This is a genomic window from Citrobacter tructae (genome assembly GCF_004684345.1).
Classification (GTDB): Bacteria; Pseudomonadota; Gammaproteobacteria; order Enterobacterales; family Enterobacteriaceae; genus Citrobacter; species Citrobacter tructae.
In genome coordinates this window covers 2,983,344-3,003,584 of sequence record NZ_CP038469.1, presented here as the reverse complement: position 1 = coordinate 3,003,584, position 20,241 = coordinate 2,983,344, and the positions used below count along the sequence as shown (strand labels likewise).

General features: G+C 52.2%; 15 protein-coding genes. 5 read left to right on the top strand and 10 right to left on the bottom strand.

Annotated elements, in window-relative coordinates:
• Positions 1–17 precede the first annotated feature (17 nt).
• On the top strand, positions 18–2,372 hold the full coding sequence (gene crfC / locus E4Z61_RS15065) for a clamp-binding protein CrfC (protein WP_135323476.1): 2,355 nt from the start codon (positions 18–20) through the stop codon (positions 2,370–2,372).
• Positions 2,369–3,262 carry a diguanylate cyclase regulator RdcB family protein gene (locus tag E4Z61_RS15060; protein WP_135323475.1) on the top strand — a complete coding sequence of 298 codons (894 nt, stop codon included), beginning with the start codon at positions 2,369–2,371 and terminating at the stop codon, positions 3,260–3,262. The genes crfC and E4Z61_RS15060 overlap by 4 nt, the downstream gene beginning before the upstream one ends.
• Before the next feature lie 29 nt (positions 3,263–3,291).
• Here the strand turns inward: E4Z61_RS15060 and kdgT are convergent, their stop codons facing one another.
• Positions 3,292–4,290, bottom strand: coding sequence for a 2-keto-3-deoxygluconate transporter (gene kdgT / locus E4Z61_RS15055; protein ID WP_135323474.1), 999 nt, complete (start codon positions 4,288–4,290; stop codon positions 3,292–3,294).
• 697 nt (positions 4,291–4,987) lie between these two features.
• Between kdgT and proP the strand changes: the two genes are divergently transcribed.
• Positions 4,988–6,490 (top strand): glycine betaine/L-proline transporter ProP, encoded by a 1,503-nt coding sequence (gene proP / locus E4Z61_RS15050; RefSeq protein ID WP_135323473.1) that lies wholly within the window; start codon positions 4,988–4,990, stop codon positions 6,488–6,490.
• Between the two features lie 81 nt (positions 6,491–6,571).
• On the top strand, positions 6,572–6,661 hold the full coding sequence (gene pmrR / locus E4Z61_RS24410) for an LpxT activity modulator PmrR (protein WP_003826741.1): 90 nt from the start codon (positions 6,572–6,574) through the stop codon (positions 6,659–6,661).
• Here pmrR and pmrB read toward each other — a convergent pair.
• From pmrB to melR, 7 genes are all read right to left on the bottom strand, one after another.
• Positions 6,655–7,686 carry a two-component system sensor histidine kinase PmrB gene (gene pmrB, locus E4Z61_RS15040; RefSeq protein WP_420808716.1) on the bottom strand — a complete coding sequence of 344 codons (1,032 nt, stop codon included), beginning with the start codon at positions 7,684–7,686 and terminating at the stop codon, positions 6,655–6,657. The genes pmrR and pmrB overlap by 7 nt on opposite strands.
• A gap of 51 nt (positions 7,687–7,737) precedes the next feature.
• Positions 7,738–8,406: a two-component system response regulator PmrA gene (gene pmrA, locus E4Z61_RS15035; RefSeq protein WP_135323472.1), complete on the bottom strand. Its 669-nt coding sequence runs from the start codon at positions 8,404–8,406 to the stop codon at positions 7,738–7,740.
• A gap of 4 nt (positions 8,407–8,410) precedes the next feature.
• The gene (eptA, locus tag E4Z61_RS15030) at positions 8,411–10,048 is read right to left on the bottom strand and encodes a phosphoethanolamine transferase EptA (protein ID WP_135323471.1); all 1,638 of its coding nucleotides are present in this window, start codon (positions 10,046–10,048) and stop codon (positions 8,411–8,413) included.
• A 136-nt stretch (positions 10,049–10,184) separates the two neighbouring features.
• Complete coding sequence (gene adiC, locus E4Z61_RS15025) at positions 10,185–11,522, bottom strand: arginine/agmatine antiporter (protein ID WP_135323470.1); 1,338 nt, start codon at positions 11,520–11,522, stop codon at positions 10,185–10,187.
• A 126-nt stretch (positions 11,523–11,648) separates the two neighbouring features.
• The gene (locus E4Z61_RS15020; protein ID WP_135323469.1) at positions 11,649–12,410 is read right to left on the bottom strand and encodes an AraC family transcriptional regulator; all 762 of its coding nucleotides are present in this window, start codon (positions 12,408–12,410) and stop codon (positions 11,649–11,651) included.
• 314 nt (positions 12,411–12,724) lie between these two features.
• A complete protein-coding gene (gene adiA / locus E4Z61_RS15015; RefSeq protein WP_135323468.1) occupies positions 12,725–14,992 on the bottom strand; it encodes an arginine decarboxylase in 2,268 nt (755 codons plus the stop codon).
• A 200-nt stretch (positions 14,993–15,192) separates the two neighbouring features.
• Positions 15,193–16,125: a transcriptional regulator MelR gene (melR, locus tag E4Z61_RS15010; RefSeq protein ID WP_135323467.1), complete on the bottom strand. Its 933-nt coding sequence runs from the start codon at positions 16,123–16,125 to the stop codon at positions 15,193–15,195.
• A gap of 271 nt (positions 16,126–16,396) precedes the next feature.
• On the opposite strand from melR, the gene melA reads away from it, so the two are divergent.
• Positions 16,397–17,752: an alpha-galactosidase gene (gene melA / locus E4Z61_RS15005; protein WP_135323466.1), complete on the top strand. Its 1,356-nt coding sequence runs from the start codon at positions 16,397–16,399 to the stop codon at positions 17,750–17,752.
• A 44-nt stretch (positions 17,753–17,796) separates the two neighbouring features.
• Here melA and E4Z61_RS15000 read toward each other — a convergent pair whose 3' ends face one another.
• A complete protein-coding gene (locus E4Z61_RS15000; RefSeq protein ID WP_135323465.1) occupies positions 17,797–18,429 on the bottom strand; it encodes a DUF2238 domain-containing protein in 633 nt (210 codons plus the stop codon).
• A 161-nt stretch (positions 18,430–18,590) separates the two neighbouring features.
• The gene (fumA, locus tag E4Z61_RS14995; RefSeq protein WP_135323464.1) at positions 18,591–20,237 is read right to left on the bottom strand and encodes a class I fumarate hydratase FumA; all 1,647 of its coding nucleotides are present in this window, start codon (positions 20,235–20,237) and stop codon (positions 18,591–18,593) included.
• Positions 20,238–20,241 lie beyond the last annotated feature (4 nt).

Genomic DNA, 20,241 nt, shown 5'->3' with positions numbered 1-20,241 from the left:
TTAAGGAAAGATTTTCCATGTACACACAGACAATATATGAATTAAGTCAGGAAGCTGAACGCTTGCTGATGCTCTCTCTTGACCATCTCAGGCAGTTGCAAAAATTGCCAACGACGTCGTTGGACAATGTCGAGCTGAAAAAAGGCGAGCATAGTGGACACGTACAGTCCCTGCATTTCAGCGCGCGTGGCATGGATGTCCAGCAAGCAACGCTCAATAATGAGCTACGTAAGATCACTCGCCTGGAAATGGTGCTGGCTATCGTCGGCACCATGAAGGCGGGAAAATCGACGACGATTAATGCGATTGTGGGGACGGAAGTTTTACCCAATCGTAATCGGCCGATGACGGCCCTGCCGACGCTGATTCGCCATACGCCAGGCCAGAAAGAGCCAGTGCTGCATTTTTCCCATGTCGCGCCGATCGATGCCTTAATGAAAATCTTGCAGCAGCGCGTGCGGGAGTGCGATCGCCAGTCTCTGACCCATGAGCTGGAAATTGATAAGGATATGAATACGCTGCTGCAGCGTATTGAAAACGGCGTGGCGTTTGAACGGTATTATTTAGGCGCAGAACCTATTTTCCAGTGTCTTAAGAGCCTGAACGATCTGGTACGTCTGTCAAAAGCGCTGGAGGTTGATTTTCCTTTTTCAGCGTACGCCGCGATAGAAAATATTCCGGTTATTGAGGTGGAGTTTGTGCATCTGGCCGGACAGGCAAGCTATCCGGGGCAATTGACCCTGCTGGATACGCCGGGGCCAAATGAAGCCGGACAGCCGCATTTACAAAAGATGTTGAATGAACAGCTGGCGCGGTCTTCTGCGGTACTGGCGGTGATGGACTACACCCAGTTGAAGTCGATTTCGGATGAGGAAGTGCGCCAGGCGATTACCGCAGTTGGCAAATCGGTGCCGCTGTATGCCCTGGTGAATAAATTCGATCAGAAAGACCGCAACAGCGATGACGAAGAGCAGGTGCGGGCATTGATTTCCGGCACGTTGATGAAGGGCAGCATTACGCCTGAGCGTATTTATCCGGTTTCGTCTATGTGGGGATATCTGGCGAACCGCGCGCGTCATGAACTGATGACGCACGGGCGGTTGCCGGATCACCAGGAACAACGTTGGGTACAGGATTTTGCCGAAGCCGCGCTGGGTCGGCGCTGGCGCACCGCCGATCTGGATGATACCGCGCATCTTCGGCATGCCGCCGATCTACTCTGGGAAGACTCATTGTTTGAACAGCCGATTCAGAACGTGATTCATGCCGCCTACGCCAATGCCTCGCTCTATGCACTACGCTCTGCGTCACATAAGTTGTTGAACTATGCCCAAAGCGCGCACGAATACCTTGAGTTTCGCTATCAGGGGTTAACAGTTGCCTATGACAAGCTGCGGCTGAACATCAGCCATATTGAAGACGATATGCAGCAGATCCAGGTCGGTCAGGAGCAGGTGAGCGATGAGGTTAAACACGAAGTTGATCTGGCTCTGGAGGCGACCACCGCGTTTATCAATCAGCAACAGGCAGAGATCCTGCGCAGTATCGATACGCTCTTTGAAAAAGAAAGCGTGCTGAGGATGTCACAACACAGCATGGGAGCTGCCATTACGGCGGCGGAAATGGCCGGAGAAATGCTGGTGTTGCATGATGAAGGACAAGCGAAAATTGTCTTAGATAAAATTCGCTCGTCCTGTGAAGTCGTCCTGCTGGCGGCGCAGGAGAGTATCAGCCGTGATTTAGCGCTGCGTTTTGAGCAGCTCGAGTCGACGTTGTCGCGGGCATTGAATGACGCCATGCGGCCCATTGAGCAGCGGGTGAAAGAGGAGTTGAGCCATACCGGGTTCCGCGCACGGATCCGCTTTCCGGCGTTTCATTCGGCGATGTTTAACTTCAATACCCGTCAGTTGTTCAACGAAGCGATTGAGCAGGATACGCCGTTGGATGAAGCGACATCACCTGCGGGCGGAGTGCGGGATACGTTCTCGCGTTGGTTGAACCAGCCGAACTGGGGATGGAACGATTATGCTGCCACGAAAACGCGTTACCTCATTGATATCAATGTTCTGCACAACAGCCTTGTGCAGTATGTCACCCTGTTTTGCCAACAAATTCGTAAAGCTTTAGCGGCGCAGGTCGATATTTCCGTTACGGCAGGCATGGCGACTTTTTTTGCGGATTTCTCACTGTGCCTGGCGCAATTGCAGGCGAGCCTGCGTGAGAGCCTGGTTCTGCGTCAGCAAAACGAATCTGCCGTGACCGCATTGAGTGAACAATTGCAGCACCGTATTGCGATCGCGTCATGGATTTATGAAGATTCGCGCTTGCTACGTGACGATATTCACACCCTTTTTGCAGCTGAGCATACATGACGAACGTGTTACTGGAAGGCCCCGGGCGGACGCTGGAGTGCGTTTACCCGAAGTTTATGGTCGATCTGGTTCAGGGAGATGAAACCAAACGTTCCGGCGGTTTTCTGCAACAACAGCGGCGGCTGCGCGCGCGCCTGACGCAGGAAGTGTTATCCCAGACGCAACTGCGTGCATGGGTGATGGCGGGCGTCTCCAGCGAAAACCTGATGATGCGCCTGAAGCTGGTGGAGAAACTGGCGGGCATGATTGATCCGGGGCATCTGGCGCTGGTGCGTATTGCCGAACGACTGATGTTTCTGCAAGAGTCGGAACGTCCGCGCGGGCAATCCACGCCCGGCATGATGCAGCAGATCAATATACTCTCCGGCTGGTTTAGCCAACGCAGTGCTCATAAAGAAAAGGCGCTGACGCAGCGCGGGTTGACCGTTCAGGCAGGCGCGCACAGCGAACAAATTTTTACCCGCTGGCGGGCTGGCGCCTATGACGGCTGGTCGTTGCCGGGACGCTGCTTTGTTGCGCTGGAGGAACTGCGCTGGGGGGCGTTTGGCGATGCTTGCCGGCTGGGCAATGCTGACGTGGTGGCGATGCTCAAAGATAATCTCCGCACGATGGCGAGCCTGGCGCTGGCGCACAGTGTGAACGCCGCGCCCACTACGCGTCATTATTATCATCATTGGCTTAATTCGCCTGCCGTTGGCGGTTCGAGCGAGCACAGCGATATGCTGAGCTGGCTTGGCGACTGGTGTGATGCACAGCGGCACCCGGTGAGCTGGTCGGTGACGCAGCGGTGGCAAAATGTGGCGCTGGGGATGCCGAGGCTGTGTTCGGCGAAGCGGCTGGTGGATGCGATGGTGGAAGAGATTTTTGCACCGTCCCCTCTCAGGTGCTGAGAGGGGACGGTGAGTCGGCAGTAACAAACTTAGTGGTGCAGTGAGTCTGCCGGTGTGGTTGCCGTTTCTGCGGCGACCGGCGCTTTGTTAAACCGTTTGGCGTACAGGGCGGTGATAATGGGTACCAGAATCGCCGTGACAATGACGCTGGCGGCAACCAACGCGGTAGCGGAGGCGGCAACCGGTTCAAATGCCGGGTTAATCTGGGCGATAATCACCGGGTTTGCTACCGCAGCACCGGCTGCAGAAGAGGCTGCAACGCCCGCCGTACCGTTTCCGCCACCGATCACACGGTCAGCAATAATCAGCGGGATACCAGTAATCACGATGACCGCGACGCCCAGCAGGATACCCAGCAGACCGGTGTCAACGATGACGCTCAGGTTAATGGTATTCCCCAGAGCGAAACCGAAGAACGGAATCAACACTGGCGTCGCTTTGCTGAAGAAAGAACGCAGGTCGTGATCCAGATTACCCAGCGTAAAGCCAATCAGGAACGGTAATACGGCACCGACAAAATGGTGTGGCTCAAAGGAGGCGAGACCTGCAGAACCCAGAATGACCATGGTCATCAGCGGGCCGGATTCCAGAGACATCAGAACGAACGCGCCGGACTCTTCTTTGGTACCGTATTGATTCATCAGGCTGGCGTACAGCCCCCCGTTGGTCATGTCCATCGCAGAGACAATCGCCAGTACGGAAAGACCCGCAAAGAACCCGGTTTGAATACCGGTATCAGGAATAAATGATGCGGCAATCATTGCCACTGCCCAGGCCACGGCTATTTTGGTTAATACCAGCGTACCGGACTTGCGTAATACCGTTCCGGTTGCCCGTAAATCAATAGAAGCACCGATACAAAAGAACCATACTGCCAGAATGGGAACAGTGCCGCTAATCATTCCTTTGGTAAATGAACCGAAATATGCACCGGTATCAGGAGCTAACGTATTTAATACCGCACCTAATAACAGAGGAATCAACATCATTCCGCCGGGGATGCGTTCAATCGTGGCCTTGATTTTCATAAGCGTCCTCATATCTTGTCGCAGGCATTACACGCGAAAGAAGGAAAAAGTTAATAAATTCAAATTGTTACTTGTGTTCTGTCACAAAGAAAACTGCTATCTCTTTGTTTTATAAAATCTAACGCGGCATACGTTGAGCGTGTTGCTGCTCCCAGGGATATTGCGTCTGGAATTAGTGTGCATTCATAGGAACGACGATTCAATCAAAATAAAACGATGTTTTAGTTATCTTCATCACATATTCCGAGCAAAAATTATTAAGCGCTCTGATTATTAAAAAAGCTGTGATCTTTTTGTGAAAGGATTAGGTGATTTTTTTGCTAGCAGAATAATAGTGACCACTGTGATTGTTGGTGCAATAAAGCGATTTCTTCTTGTATTTAATTGCCAATAAATCTCAAGCAATACATGTAAGAAAGTTGACCGAGAATGACCTTATTTACGCAGGTTGACGAAATGAAAAACTATGTGTGAAGTTGATCACAAATTTAAACACTGTTAGGGTAAAGAGGTCATTAACCGCCCAATCAGGCGTCAACAGGTTCGGTTGTACTGCTCATTACAAGTCAGTGTAAGTAAACCTGCTACGCTTGTTACAGGGATTGCGCCTGTGCATTCCCCGCTCGGCGATGACCTTAGCGCATGCTGCGTTGGGAGAGTCTCCGTGCGCGACAGGGCTAAGTCTATGAGGACTGGTATGCTAAAAAGGAAAAAAATAAAACCCATTACGCTTCGCGACGTTACCATTATTGATGACGGTAAACTGCGAAAAGCCATTACCGCAGCATCGTTGGGTAATGCAATGGAATGGTTCGATTTTGGTGTTTATGGATTTGTTGCCTACGCATTAGGTAAAGTGTTTTTCCCGGGGGCTGACCCCAGCGTGCAGATGGTTGCTGCACTCGCCACCTTCTCCGTTCCCTTCCTGATTCGACCGCTTGGCGGATTGTTCTTCGGTATGCTCGGCGATAAATATGGTCGCCAGAAGATCCTTGCGATTACCATTGTGATTATGTCGATAAGTACCTTCTGTATCGGGCTTATCCCGTCGTATGCCTCGATTGGTATCTGGGCACCGATTCTGCTGCTGCTGTGTAAGATGGCGCAGGGGTTTTCGGTGGGCGGGGAATACACCGGTGCCTCGATATTCGTCGCGGAATACTCTCCGGACCGTAAGCGCGGATTTATGGGCAGCTGGCTGGACTTCGGATCGATCGCCGGGTTTGTGCTGGGGGCGGGCGTGGTAGTGCTGATCTCGACCGTCGTTGGTGAGGAAAACTTCCTTGAGTGGGGCTGGCGTATTCCGTTCTTCATCGCGCTGCCGTTAGGGTTGATTGGTCTGTATCTGCGTCACGCGCTGGAAGAAACTCCGGCATTTCAGCAACACGTCGATAAACTGGAGCAGGGCGACCGTCAGGGTTTGCAGGAAGGGCCGAAGGTTTCGTTTAAAGAAATTGCCACCAAACACTGGCGTAGCCTGCTGGCGTGTACTGGTCTGGTGATTGCCACCAACGTGACCTACTACATGTTGCTCACGTACATGCCGAGTTATCTGTCGCATAACCTGCATTACTCTGAAGATCACGGTGTGCTGATTATTATTGCCATCATGATTGGTATGCTGTTTGTGCAACCGGTAATGGGGCTGCTCAGTGACCGTTTCGGGCGTCGTCCGTTTGTGATCATGGGTAGTATTGCGCTGTTTGTGCTGGCGATCCCGGCCTTCATCCTGATTAACAGTAACGTCATCGGCCTGATTTTTGCTGGTTTGCTGATGCTGGCGGTGATCCTCAACTGCTTTACCGGGGTGATGGCGTCAACGTTACCGGCGATGTTCCCGACGCACATTCGCTACAGTGCGCTGGCCGCGGCGTTTAATATTTCGGTATTGATTGCCGGTCTGACACCGACGCTGGCCGCCTGGCTGGTGGAGAGTTCGCAGAATCTGATGATGCCGGCCTACTATCTGATGGTGGTTGCGGTGGTTGGTTTAATTACCGGCGTGACCATGAAAGAGACGGCCAATCAGCCGCTGAAAGGTGCGACGCCTGCTGCTTCGGATATTCAGGAGGCGAAAGAGATCCTCGGAGAGCACTACGATAATATCGAGCAGAAGATTGAAGATATCGATCAGGAAATTGCGGATTTACAGGTTAAGCGTACGCGCCTGGTCCAGCAGCATCCGCGTATTGATGAGTAATCTTTTTCTGCAAGTCATGCCTTAAGGTTGGCTTAATCTCTGTCAGATAAACTCTCCTCCCTATCATCGGAGGAGAGTGTCATGAAAACCCGTATCTATGAAAGTTTGACCACCGTGTGCAGCGTGCTGATAGTCAGCAGTTTTTTGTATGTGTGGGTGAGCTCTTACTGATCTTTCTCCAGTATTACACTGGCACGGGTACCGGTGGTTCCTGGACGATTTTGTAAAAAGAATTGCCCGCGATGGAGCTGGGTGATGCGGCTGACAATACTCAGTCCCAGCCCAATACCGCCGAAACGGCTGTCCATGCGCACAAACGCTTTGCTTAACTCTCCGCATTTACTTTCATCAATGCCCGGCCCTTCGTCCTCGACCGCCATAATTGCATCATGTTCCGTGTGAAGAATTATCGTAATATTGGTACCTTCCGGGCTGTAACGATGCGCGTTTTCAACCAGGTTTCGCAGCAGCATCCGCAACAGAGTGACGTCGCCGCGCACCACGACATCGGCAGCGCTCTCGGGTAATAGAAGCGTTTGTTGCCGCTGATCCAGCATAGTGCTGAGTTCATCGTACGAAGGCAGTATGACGTCTTCCAGCAGTTTGACATGCTGGTAATTCCCCGCTGAAAACGACTGGCCCACGCGAGCAAGCTGCAGCAGCTGTGACACGCTGTCCATCATTTGGTCCAGGCGAGCGATTAACGGTGAAACGTCAACGTTGTGGGTTTTTGACAGCAATTCCAGATGCAAGCGAACGCCAGATAACGGCGTGCGTAGCTCGTGGGCAACGTCGGCGGTAAACAGACGCTCGTTGTCGATAGTGGTGGTCAGGCGCGTTACCAGCTCGTTGAGTGCCGAGACGACCGCCTGTATCTCAACGGTGGAACTGCGAATCTCGATGGGGGCCAGGTTATCGGCCGTGCGCGCCTCGAGCTCTTTTTGCAGGTTGGCAAGGGGGCGGGTGATTCGCCGCACCGCCTGATAGCAAATCAGTAGCGTCAGGCTGACCATAAAAATGCCGGGGACGATCAGGCTGGCGATGGCCTCGCGGATCTCATGCATGATGTGGCGATCGTTGTTACGATTTTCGCGTAACGCCTGTTCGAACAGCTGGATTTGCTCGGTGCTTTCATGCCACAGCCAGAAGGTGCTAATCAGCTGAAAGACCACCAGAACCAGGCCGATCGTCAGCATTAAACGATGGCGCAGGGGCAAAGGCTGTTTAAAAAAACGTATCAGCTTCACTTAGTTTTCCTCGGTGGCAACCAGCATGTAGCCAAATCCCCTGACCGTGCGAATGCGCGCTTTACCGACTTTATCGCGCAGGTTATGAATGTGGACTTCCAGCGTATTGGTTGACGGTTCGTTATCCCAGCTGTAGATATCGTTATACAGGATTTCCCGGTGTACCGGGCTGCCCGCTTTGAGCATCAGTCGTGACAGCAGCGCGTGCTCTTTTGGCGTTAAGATAACCTCTTGTCCGTCCATCCATACCTGGCGGCGGCCAATATTCAGCGTCAGGTTACCGACAATCAACTCGCTTTCACCCTGATTGTTATGGCGACGCAGCAGCGCCCGAATACGGGCATGCAGTTCTTCCAGCGCGAACGGTTTGACCAGATAGTCATCGGCGCCGACGTCCAGCCCGGCGATACGGTCTTTGAGCGTGTCACGGGCGGTGAGGATCAGCACCGGCAGGGTGTATTTTTTCTGCCTGATGCGGTTGAGAAAATGCAGACCGTCTTCGTCAGGTAAGCCGAGATCCAGCACCACCAAACTATAGTGCCCGGTCTCCAGGCACTGCTCTGCGGCACGGGCGGTTGACACGCCGTCGCAGGCATAGCCTTCCGTTTGCGCGGCAAGGATCAGTCCCTGCAATAACAGCGTGTCGTCTTCAACAATCAGAATTTTCATTCAGTTAGCCTCCCCTGCATGGCTGCAGAATATCATCTACGCCCTGGTAATACTTGGTCTGTACGCCCGTTAATCCCAGCAGGGTTGAGAATAAATTATCCTGTGAGAAATCTTCTGCGCTTGCCCGTTTTTGCAAACATGTTTGCGAGACCTGGTAGCGCTGTTGGTAATCCTCTGACAGCCACAGCAGCATCGGTACATGCTTTTGGGTCTCTGGCGCAATCGAATACGGCAGACCGTGCAAATAGACGCCATTTTCCCCCAAGGATTCACCGTGATCGGAAAGATAGACCAGGCTGGTGGTGAAATTATCCTGATGCGCTTTCAGTATATTGATTGCTTTATCAACAATATAGTCAACGTACAGAATGGTGTTGTCGTAAGTATTCACGAGTTGCTGCTGCGAGCAGGCCTGGATCTCGTTGGTGTCGCAGGTTGGGGTAAATTTCTTGAACTGTGGCGGATAGCGGTTGTAATAGGTCGGGCCGTGGCTGCCAATGGTATGCAGCACGATCACGCTGTCGCCCTGAAGGTTGTTAATGTACGTTTCCAACCCGTGGAACAGGACCTCGTCGTAGCATTCGCCGTCGATGCACTGCCCCGGCAGATTCAGCTTGGTCATATTCTGGTGCGGTACGCGGTCGCATGCGCCTTTACATCCGCCGTCGTTATCATTCCACAGCACGTTTATTCCCGCTCGCTGAATGATGTCGAGTACGCCTTCCTGATGGTGTGCCAGCTCTTCATCATAATGCGCGCGCGGCATGTCAGAGAACATGCAGGGCACGGATACCGCCGTCGCCGTCCCGCAGGAAGTGGTGCGCGGGAAATAGACCACGTTATCTTTTTCCAGCAACGGGTTGGTCTGGCGTGAATACCCCGACAGCGAGAAGTTATCGCCGCGCGAGGTTTCGCCGAGCACCACAATGGTGAGGTTTTTACGCTTTTCTTTCAGCATTAATGGATTGCGATGGGCATCTTCGCCGATACGTACCAGCGGCAAATCTGCCAGACGCTGGTGCGAATACCAGGATGAGGTGGCCACGATGCTATTGGATGGGCTGAGAGATTTAACCAGCTCTTTGTTGTTGCGAAACAGTGAGGCGTAATTTTTGTAGAAGAGGGCGGCGACCAGTACGATCAGCAGTACCGAGACCAGGATATTTGCCCCCCGATACAGCACGCTACGTAATACCGGAGTCGCCGGTTTGATTTTGATCCAGCAGGCAATCGCTGCCGCCAGGATGCCGCTCAGCCCGAGAGTTAAGATCATTTGCGGTGTCATCAGGGCGAAGGTTTCTGCGGGCGTGGTATCCATCATATTGGCAATCATCGAACGGTCGATGATGATGCCGTAGGTCATGATGAAATACTGGGCAGATGCGCCCACCAGAATGAAAATGCAGGCCAGCGGGCGGTTAAGCCACAGGAACGAAGCCAGCGTCAGCACAATGTTCATGACGCTGAAGGCCACCACCGGCATGGATAAAAACACCAGCACGTTGCGCAGAGAATCTAGCGGAAGGTCCTGCAGCACCTGCTTATAGAACGCAATGTTCAGGAAAGTGGCAAGATAAAAAGAGATCAGCAGAAGCCAGCTGATTTGTCCGAGAGTCGGTCTTTTAAACAGGAGCTTTAACATTAAGAGGAAATTCCATCGACTAAGTGGGGCAGATCCTCGCAAAGTAAAGTTAAGCCAACCTTAAGAACTTAATATTGGCTTTAGGCCGGATGATGGCCATGCCTGATCCGGCCTATATTCACCACTGCCGCTTACATTAGTTATTGTTAACCGGGGCATCCAATGGATACGGGTTTTTATGGACACGGTTGTAATTGAGGGCATACAGAGCGGTGATGACCATCATCATCACGAATGACCACATCACTTCTTTGGCGCCAGAGCCGACAACCGCCCATATGCAGTAAACAAATGCCACGAAAGTCACCAGTAAATACATTGGTCGCGCTTTACCAAAGTGACCATGACCCAGCAGCAGCAAGGCGGCACAGGTATACAGGTAAGGCACCAGCGTAAAGATGACCGAGACAGAAGAGACCAGGCCAAACTCTTTGGCGGCGTTCGGCGACATGCTACTGAACTGGAAGATGGTCATCAGGATCCCGACGATAATTAACCCCGCAACCGGCGTACCGGCTTTGTTGACGCGGGCGAAAATTGGCGGGAACAGACCGTCATCGGCCGCTGCTTTTGCAGTTTGTCCGGCAAGCAGCGTCCAACCGCCCAGTGAACCGAGACACCCGGCAGCGGCACAGAAGGAGACAATCGCCCCGGCTGTGTCGCCGAGCGCCATTCGCGCCGCATCGCCAAATGGTGAGGCCGAAACGCGCAGCGCCGCGTTAGGGATCATGCCCATAATCGCCGTGGTGGAAAGCACGTAGCAGACGGCGGCAATTAGCACCCCACCAATGGTGGCGATAGGAACGTTACGTTTAGGGTTCTTGACCACACCGGCCGCCACAGAGGCGCTTTCTACCCCAATGAATGACCACAGAGTGACGTTTAAGGTGCTCTGAATCGCGCCGAAGGTGTTCATGCCACTGACGTTCCAGGCCGCCATATAGGTTTCACCGCGGAACCAGAACCAGCCGAAGACGGCAATCCCGACAATCGGTACCAGCGCCAGTACCGTCGCGACGGCTTGCACGCGGGTGATCATTTTCGGGCCGACAATGTTCAACAACACGAAGAGCCACAGTACGGCGACGCAGGTCAGCGTCAGGACTAGCGGATCTTTTAAGATGGGGAAGAAGTAGCTCAGGTAACCCACGCCAATAACCACCATCGCGATGTTACCGATCCAGCAGGCCAGCCAGTACAGGACGTTGGTTTGGTAACCTAAGAAGGGGCCGAAGCAGCGGCGGGCATAAGCGTAAGAACCACCGGGACTGGAGTCTAAGGACGACATTTTGGCGTACACCATCGACAGTGCCAGCGCGCCGATAATCGTGACCAACCATCCGTAGATTGCAATCCCGCCAGTTGACGCCAGGTTGGCGGGTAGCAGGAATACACCGGAACCCATAATATTCCCCGACACCATTAAGGTGACGGGGATTAAGCCCACTTTGTGAGCATCAGCATCCGTCGACATATTTCTTAACTCCTAATAAGGATAAATGACGACGTATCATACCTCTTCAGAAGATAATTGAATTATGGCAAAGGGGGGTATCGCCAATGCTGATATTATTATGGCTCATCGCTAAATGATTAAAAATCAAGCAGCGGATTGCTCCCGATGCTGACTAACATAATGCAGCGGCGTCATTCCATAGAACTCTTTGAATACGGAAATAAAGTATGACGTACTGTTATATCCGCACAGTTGGGAGACCTGTGAAATGTTTTTTTCGTCCATCATTAGTTGATTGACGGCATAACGCATACGACACGTGGTTATTATTTGACTGTAACTGGTATTTTCATTTTTGAGCTTTTTCTTTAACAAACTGGGACTCAGGCATAAACAGCTGGCGACCATACTTAAATTCCAGTCTTTATGGATATCGCTCTCGATAATGTGGTACACGCAGTCGCTGATACGGTTGCGTAACATATGCATCAGCAGGGAGATGAACTTTTTACTGTCGAGAAAGCGTGATAACACGGTGAACAGGAGCGAACGAGTACGCTCGCATTCACCTTCGCTCAGGGTTTCCATCACGCTGTGTTGGGCGGCCACCCGAAAAACATCCGGCGTCAGACAGACGGCGGTCATCACCGGGTTGGCACTACGTTGCCAGGGAGGGATCTGTGACAGATCTTTGTTTAAAAATCGAAGATAGTCTTTAATAATTTCACGACTGATATGTACGACCAGTGCGTTATTAAGTGATGAGAAATCGATAATATTATTATCGCACGCCACCAGCGCCATGTGATTAGCTTTTAAACTGATAGCTTCTTTTCCGTTAATCCTTAACCAAACATCCTTCTCCGTTAATACAACAACACAAGCTGCTCTGCTGCAAACCCTCATACCCAAACTCCAGGAATATGAACATAAAATACCGTAACTCACCATCAGGCGAGCCATATCGGTCAAATAAAATTGTATGATGAATCTAGACCTGCGTTAAAATAGCGTGATTTAAAGTAATTACAATATTTCTAGGAATTTTCGCAGTGTACACAATATTTTACGAAAGTGTAAATGCACTATTTTGCGTATAAAAAAAGCGCGGGGTGGGCCCGCGCAAAAGGTATGACAGTGTTATTGTTTTGCAGCAATACTCAGGAATCACTCAATCAGCACATATCAACCTTCAAAAGCAGACTATCTAAAAAGAGACATTATGCTTTCACGCACATGACGTGATACACGCCGTCGATAATTTCCGTTCCTTCGGTTTCATGTTCAAATCCAGGGAAGTGGTGGTCCCAGGACTGCAACGAACGCAGGTACCCAATTTGTGGGCTGTTGGCATCGCCAAAGTTTTCGCCGGATAGCAGCATCGGAATTCCCGGTGGGTAAGGGATCACAGAGTTTGCCGCAATGCGTCCCGCCAGATTTTCAATGGCTACCATCTCAACGTTGTCACTCACAATCGCGTTATAGGCGTCTCGTGGGGTAATATCCGCATCTGGCAGACCGGAGTAGGCCGCATTGAGTTTGCTGCCAGGGTTGTTTTCTTTCAGCCAGGCAAACATTGTGTCGCCTAGATCGTGAATACCCATATTTGAGTAAGTGTCAGGATGTTCCTCTACCAGTTCTGGCATCACCTGCGACAACGGGGTATTGGCATCGTAATGGTGTTTGAATGAGCACAGTGTGTTGATAAGCGTGCCCCATTTCCCACGGGTGATCCCCATTGAGAACAGGAACATAATCTGGAAGTCGGTGGTACGGGTCGGTACGATACCGTGACGGCCAAGCCATGCGGTAACCAGTGCTGCCGGTACGCCGCTCTCTTCCAGTTCACCATCGTCGCCCATTCCCGGTGCCAGAATGCTGACTTTAATGGGATCCAGCATGCTCCAGTTATCCGGCAGGTCTTTAAAGCCGTGCCAGGATTCACCCGGACGCATCACCCAGCAGTTCTGATCGGTTGCCAACAATGTGGCGGGAGCGTCGGCAAAGTCATAGGTTTTACCGGTCTGCGGATCGGTGACCACCTCTTTGTTCCACGGTTTGAAGAACCAGTCGCCTTCGGCGGTGAATTCTTTATACAACCGAGCCATCGCCTGACGGAAATCAACTGCTTCGTCGATCACTTCCTGGGTAAGAGACAGACCGCTGTTGCCGTCCATCATGGAGACTGCCACGTCGTTTGATGCGCAGATAGCATACAGCGGCGAGGTGGTAGCGTGCATCATGTACGCTTGGTTAAAGCGGGAGAAGTTTACTGCTCCACGACCTTCACGGACATGAATGTAAGAGGCCTGAGAGAGCGCATTCAGCAGTTTGTGGGTGGAATGTGTGGCAAAAACGGTAGGACCGTTATGATCGCCCGGCGCACCACGCATGGCGTAGTGATCGGCATAAATTGGGTTGAAGCGGGCATAACCGTACCAGGCTTCATCGAAGTGGATGCGATCGCTGGTTTGTGCCAGCAGGTCCTGCGCCTCTTTGGCGTTGTAGCAAACACCGTCGTAGGTACAGTTGGTTACGACGCTGTATGACGGTTTCTGCCCGGCTTTGCCTTTCGTCAGCGGGCTTTCGCTGATTTTTTTCTGCAATGTTTCAGGCTGCATTTCCTGCGGGTAGATAGGCCCGATAATGCCGTAACGGTTGCGGCTTGGCACCATGTAAACTGGTTTTGCCCCAGTGAGGATCAGCCCCTGTTCTATGGATTTATGGCAGTTACGATCCAGCACTACGACGTCGTTGTCGGTCATGCAGGCTTGCATGATGGTGCGGTTAGAGCCGGAAGTCCCGACCACAACGGACCAGGAACGGTCGGCACCAAACACGCGGGCGGCATTTTTTTCGCTTTCGCCAAATGCGCCGGTATGGTCGAGTAAAGAACCGAGATTGGTACGTTCAATCCCCATGTCGGTACGGAACAGGTTCTCTCCGTAGTAGTCATGGTACAGGCGACCAGCAGGGGTCTTGGTGAAACCGACACCGCCCTGGTGGCCAGGTGCTGCCCAGGAATACTCATGGACATTGCTGTATTTCATCAGAGCGTTGAACAGCGGCGGTAACAACTGTTGACGGTAGCGGGTCATCGCCGCAATGGCGCGCCCAGCGATAAAGTCAGCGCTATCTTCCAGAATCCAGGCGAATTCATCGACAAGCTCCAGCAGGTCGCGATCCAGAGACGCGGTGGCCTTTTCCCGATCGCCCAGCAGGAAAACAGGGACATTTTGCTGGCGTTCGTGGAGCTTACCGATCAATTGCCTGACATTCAGGTGTTCGTCTTGTTGTTCCATTTGATAGCTGAACATCAGGCAATCAATGGCTTCATTCGCGGCGAGTATTGCGTAACCATCGTCGAATGAGGTGGACTTAATGACGGTAACATTTTGGCGGCTTAATGCGTCAGCCAGACGCTCGACAGCGCTACCGACCCAGGTGTCCTGATGCAGAAACTCACTTTCAACAATTAATACTTTCATCGTCTTTTCCCGTAGTGGAGGATGTGTGACGAGGGCAAGTATTTACCTGATAAATAAGTGAGTAAAGCGGTCAATAAATAGACTGTTTTTGGTTTTTATTCTTTATAAACAATTTGTTAGTTAATGGATTAAGCCGTTTCCGTCCCCTGTTTATCGACAGGGGAATTATTTTTTTGGCTGATAGTGATATTGCCAGGTGCTCAGGCCGTTGAGGATTGCCGCCGTTGTTGGCTCAGCTTGCGGTATTGCTGTGGCGACATACCAACAAACTTGTTGAAGGTGTCGTAAAAGCGGCTGCTGGAGCGGAACCCGGCGGTCAGCGCGACATCCAGAATCGTTTTATCGGTATCGCTCAGCAGTGCGCGGACGTGGTTAATACGCATCGCGGTAATGTATTGCTTCATGGTGAGTTGCATCACGCGTTGGAAAATCCCCATCGCATAGTTGGCATTGAGTTTCACATGCTCCGCGACGTGGTTGATGGTGAGCGCTTGATCGTAGTTGTCGGCAATAAAACTCAGCATCTGACTGACGTAAAACTGTGCATGCCGGGAGACGCTGTTTTTGTGTGTGCGAGAGGTTTTATTGACCAGAATCGGTTGCCAGCCCGACAGGCTAAAGCGTTTAAGCATCAGGCCAATTTCGTCGATTGCCAGTTGACGAATTTGTTCGTTCGGGTTGCTCAGTTCCTGCTGCCAGCGCTGAACTTCAAAGGTGCTGAGCTGCTGCGTAGCCAGTGATTTAATGACCATGCCATGCGTGACGTGGTTGATCAGTTCGCGGTCTAGCGGCCAGGAGAGAAACAGGTGCATCGGTAAATTGAATATCGCCATCTGCTGGCAGGTGCCTGGGCAAGTGAGTTGATGCGGCGTGCAGGCCCAGAATAATGTGATATGCCCCTGTTTCATCTGTACGACTTCGTTATTGATCACATACTCAACGTCGCCATCAAACGGGACGTTGACCTCAACCTGACCATGCCAGTGGCTGGCGTCCATGGCATGCGGTGGGCGCAGTTCGATATCCATGCGTTGATATTCAGAGTACAGCGTCAGCGGGCTGCGGGTCTGCTGTTCGTCGCTACTGCACATATGCGGGTCGGGAGGGAGAAGCGGTGTTGGCAGCGTCGTCATGGTCACTCCATTTCCTGAATGCTCATCATCATGCCATTAGCACACAGATAAGACTGAGAATTGGGACGCAAATCGGGCAGGTGCACTCCAGCACAGCCAATATTTTGGGCCGCATACTCTGCTTTTTGGCTAATTTTATCCCATTAACTCAGATCCTACGTGGGCGGAAAGGCGATCTGAGTTTTTGGGAATGCTCATTACAGAAGCCGGAGGTTTTCATCGACACCGCGTGTCATCCTGACGGTGTTCAATAACGTTCTTCTGGAGAGTCATGATGTCTGCACCCAAAATTACCTTTATAGGCGCTGGTTCGACGATTTTCGTCAAAAATATCCTCGGGGATATCTTTCACCGTGAAGCGCTAAAGTCGGCGCATATCGCCTTGATGGATATCGATCCTACGCGTCTGGAAGAGTCGCACATTGTTGTGCGTAAGTTGATGGATTCTACGGGCGCATCCGGGCGTATCACCTGCTATACCGATCAAAAAGCGGCATTACAGGATGCCGATTTTGTGGTTGTCGCTTTCCAGATCGGTGGTTATGAACCCTGTACTGTCACCGATTTTGCGGTGTGTAAACGTCATGGTCTGGAGCAGACGATTGCCGACACTTTGGGGCCGGGTGGCATCATGCGCGCGCTGCGTACCATCCCGCATTTATGGCAGATTTGTGAGGACATGACCGAAGTCTGCCCGCAGGCCACCATGCTTAACTACGTCAACCCGATGGCGATGAACACCTGGGCAATGTATGCGCGCTATCCGCATATTAAGCAGGTTGGGTTGTGCCATTCAGTACAGGGCACGGCGGAAGAGCTGGCGCGGGATCTGGATATTGATCCTGCCACTTTGCGCTATCGCAGCGCCGGGATCAACCATATGGCGTTTTATCTGGAGCTAGAGCGTAAAACGGCTGATGGGACCTATGTGGATCTCTACCCGGAACTGTTGGCGGCCTACGATTCCGGTCAGGCACCGAAACCGAATATTCACGGTAATACCCGTTGTCAGAATATTGTGCGCTATGAAATGTTCAAAAAACTGGGCTATTTCGTCACTGAGTCGTCCGAGCATTTCGCGGAGTATACGCCGTGGTTTATCAAACCAGGGCGTGAGGATCTGATTGAGCGTTATAAGGTTCCATTGGATGAATACCCAAAACGCTGTGTGGAACAGCTGGCAAACTGGAACAAAGAGCTGGAAGAGTACAAAACGGCTGCGCGGATCGATATTAAACCGTCGCGCGAATATGCCAGCACTATCATGAACGCTATCTGGACCGGTGAACCGAGCGTGGTGTATGGCAACGTTCGCAATGACCATCTGATCGATAACCTGCCGCAAGGCTGTTGCGTGGAAGTAGCTTGTCTGGTTGATGCGAATGGTATTCAGCCAACGAAGGTGGGGACTCTCCCGTCACATTTGGCGGCCATGATGCAAACCAATATCAATGTTCAGACCCTGCTAACGGAAGCCATTCTGACGGAAAATCGCGATCGTGTTTATCACGCGGCGATGATGGATCCGCATACTGCTGCGGTATTGGGGATTGAGGAGATTTATGCGCTGGTGGACGACCTGATCGCGTCTCACGGCGACTGGCTGCCAGCCTGGTTACATCGATAAAATGGAGATGCTCAGGCCGGCTTAGCGTCATCGACATCCGGCAATCAGTTAGCGTTCATTAACTTATAGCGTTGCAGCTGTTGGCAATGTACTCGTGCCAGCAAGATTACCGTGGTTAACGCGCCAAGCAGGGCGCAGAACATATCTGACTGGGTATCCCACGGATCGCCCTGCGTGCCAAGGAAGTCATCAGCTCCCTGTCCCATCGCCAGCGCCGCCCACCACTCAATCAGTTCGTAGGTGGCGCTGATCGCCAGTGCGACGCAGCAGACTAAAAATGCCAACATCTTACGTCCACGGACAATATTACCGCGCACTAAAATCTCTCTGGCCGTCAGGGCTGGCACCAGGCCCTGAAAGAAGTGGCCCAGTTTGTCATAGGGATTGCGGCTTAGATTCAGCCATTCCTGAACGTCAAAGCCAATCGGCACCTTAGCGTAGGTATACATACCGCCTACCATCAAAATGATGGCATGTAAGAAAATCAGCGTGTAGAGCAGCGGCGTCAGAGGATAGCGACTGGCCGTGGTAAGGAGCAGCGGCACGACAATGATGACCGGCGTGACTTCCATCAGCCAGGTGATTTTTTCTGTGGCGCAAAAGCCGGTATAAGCAAGGATTAGCGCCAGCACCAGTGCGCCAGCGTTCAGCATCGAAGTATTCAGTGTGCGGATCATGGTGATTTTGTGAGTAGTCGAAAAGGCTACTATTTACCGGGCGTGCTAAAAATTCAATACCCGTTATTGAGGGGGAAAGAGTGGCCCGGGGGGATCACCGGGCTATCCTCAAAGGTTGGGTGTCCAACTATTGGGAACAGTCCGGTGCCGGGCCAGATACGTTACTTCGCGCAGTTAGCGCATTGCTTGCTGATAATTTGCTGGAAGAAATCGTTGCCTTTGTCATCGACCAGGATGAAAGCCGGGAAATCTTCAACTTCGATTTTCCAGATGGCTTCCATACCCAACTCCGGGTACTCCACGCATTCCAGATGCTTAATGCTCTGCTGCGCCAGTACCGCTGCCGGACCGCCGATGCTGCCTAAGTAGAAGCCACCGTGTTTGTGGCAGGCGTCGGTCACCTGCTGGCTGCGGTTTCCTTTCGCCAGCATGATCATGCTGCCGCCGTGGGATTGCAGCAGATCAACATAGGAGTCCATACGACCCGCGGTGGTTGGCCCTAAAGAGCCGGACGGATAACCCGCTGGCGTTTTGGCCGGGCCCGCGTAGTAGATCGGGTGATCTTTTACGTACTGTGGCAGGCCTTCACCGGACTCAATACGCTCTTTCAGCTTCGCGTGAGCGATGTCGCGACCGACAATGATGGTGCCGCTCAGCGACAGGCGGGTAGACACCGGATATTGAGAAAGCTGGGCGAGGATCTCTTTCATTGGACGGTTGAGATCAACCTTAACGACTTCACCTTCACCCGCCTGACGCAGAGATTCTGGAATGTACTGGGCTGGGTTATGCTCCAGTTTTTCAATCCAGACGCCGTCACGGTTAATCTTGGCCTTGATGTTACGGTCAGCAGAGCAGGAGACGCCCATGCCTACCGGGCAGGACGCGCCATGGCGAGGCAGACGGATCACGCGAATATCGTGCGCGAAGTATTTGCCGCCAAACTGGGCACCGAGGCCGAGTTTCTGTGCTTCTTCAAGCAGTTCCTGTTCCAGCTGGATGTCGCGGAACGCCTGACCATGGGCATTACCTTCCGTCGGCAGCGCGTCGTAGTAGTGCGTGCTGGCCAGTTTCACCGTTTTGAGGGTACTTTCTGCTGAGGTGCCGCCAATGACAAACGCGATGTGGTAAGGCGGGCAAGCCGCTGTACCCAGCGTACGCATTTTATCAACCAGGTAATTTTTCAGCTTGCCGGGAGTCAGCAGTGCTTTGGTTTCCTGATACAGGTAAGTTTTGTTGGCAGAACCGCCGCCTTTGGCCACGCACAGGAATTTGTATTCATCGCCATCAACGCTGTACAGGTCGATTTGCGCGGGTAGGTTAGTACCGGTATTCACCTCTTTGTACATATCCAGTGCGGCGTTTTGCGAGTAGCGCAGGTTGTCTTCAATGTAGGTATTAAACACACCTTTGGAGAGCGCAGCTTCGTCACCACCGCCGGTCCAGACGCGCTGGCCTTTTTTACCCATGATAATGGCTGTGCCAGTATCCTGGCAGGTCGGCAGTACGCCTTTGGCGGCGATCTCTGAGTTTCTCAGGAATTGCAGCGCTACGTACTTATCGTTTTCGCTGGCTTCAGGATCGTGGAGAATGGAGGCGACTTGCTGCTGGTGTTCCGGGCGGAGCATGAAGGAGGCATCATGGAAGGCTTGCTGGGCCAGAAGCGTCAGTGCTTCTGGTGCTACCTTCAGGATCGTCTCGCCTTCAAACTCGCCGACGCTGACGTGATCGGATGTCAGCAGATAGTACTCAGTCTTGTCTTCCCCTAGCGGGAAAGGCGCCTGGTAAGTGAATTCAACTTTTGACATTTGC

Excerpts from the sequence above, each read along its gene's own strand:
- pmrA (WP_135323472.1), bottom strand. The coding sequence starts at position 8,406 with ATGAAAATTCTGATTGTTGAAGACGACACGCTGTTATTGCAGGGACTG.
- melR (WP_135323467.1), bottom strand. The coding sequence starts at position 16,125 with ATGACGACGCTGCCAACACCGCTTCTCCCTCCCGACCCGCATATGTGC.
- eptA (WP_135323471.1), bottom strand. The coding sequence starts at position 10,048 with ATGTTAAAGCTCCTGTTTAAAAGACCGACTCTCGGACAAATCAGCTGG.
- proP (WP_135323473.1), top strand. The coding sequence starts at position 4,988 with ATGCTAAAAAGGAAAAAAATAAAACCCATTACGCTTCGCGACGTTACC.
- E4Z61_RS15020 (WP_135323469.1), bottom strand. The coding sequence starts at position 12,410 with ATGAGGGTTTGCAGCAGAGCAGCTTGTGTTGTTGTATTAACGGAGAAG.
- pmrB (WP_420808716.1), bottom strand. The coding sequence starts at position 7,686 with ATGCTGACGATCGGCCTGGTTCTGGTGGTCTTTCAGCTGATTAGCACC.
- melA (WP_135323466.1), top strand. The coding sequence starts at position 16,397 with ATGATGTCTGCACCCAAAATTACCTTTATAGGCGCTGGTTCGACGATT.
- pmrR (WP_003826741.1), top strand. The coding sequence starts at position 6,572 with ATGAAAACCCGTATCTATGAAAGTTTGACCACCGTGTGCAGCGTGCTG.
- kdgT (WP_135323474.1), bottom strand. The coding sequence starts at position 4,290 with ATGAAAATCAAGGCCACGATTGAACGCATCCCCGGCGGAATGATGTTG.
- adiC (WP_135323470.1), bottom strand. The coding sequence starts at position 11,522 with ATGTCGACGGATGCTGATGCTCACAAAGTGGGCTTAATCCCCGTCACC.
- E4Z61_RS15000 (WP_135323465.1), bottom strand. The coding sequence starts at position 18,429 with ATGATCCGCACACTGAATACTTCGATGCTGAACGCTGGCGCACTGGTG.
- fumA (WP_135323464.1), bottom strand. The coding sequence starts at position 20,237 with ATGTCAAAAGTTGAATTCACTTACCAGGCGCCTTTCCCGCTAGGGGAA.
- E4Z61_RS15060 (WP_135323475.1), top strand. The coding sequence starts at position 2,369 with ATGACGAACGTGTTACTGGAAGGCCCCGGGCGGACGCTGGAGTGCGTT.
- adiA (WP_135323468.1), bottom strand. The coding sequence starts at position 14,992 with ATGAAAGTATTAATTGTTGAAAGTGAGTTTCTGCATCAGGACACCTGG.
- crfC (WP_135323476.1), top strand. The coding sequence starts at position 18 with ATGTACACACAGACAATATATGAATTAAGTCAGGAAGCTGAACGCTTG.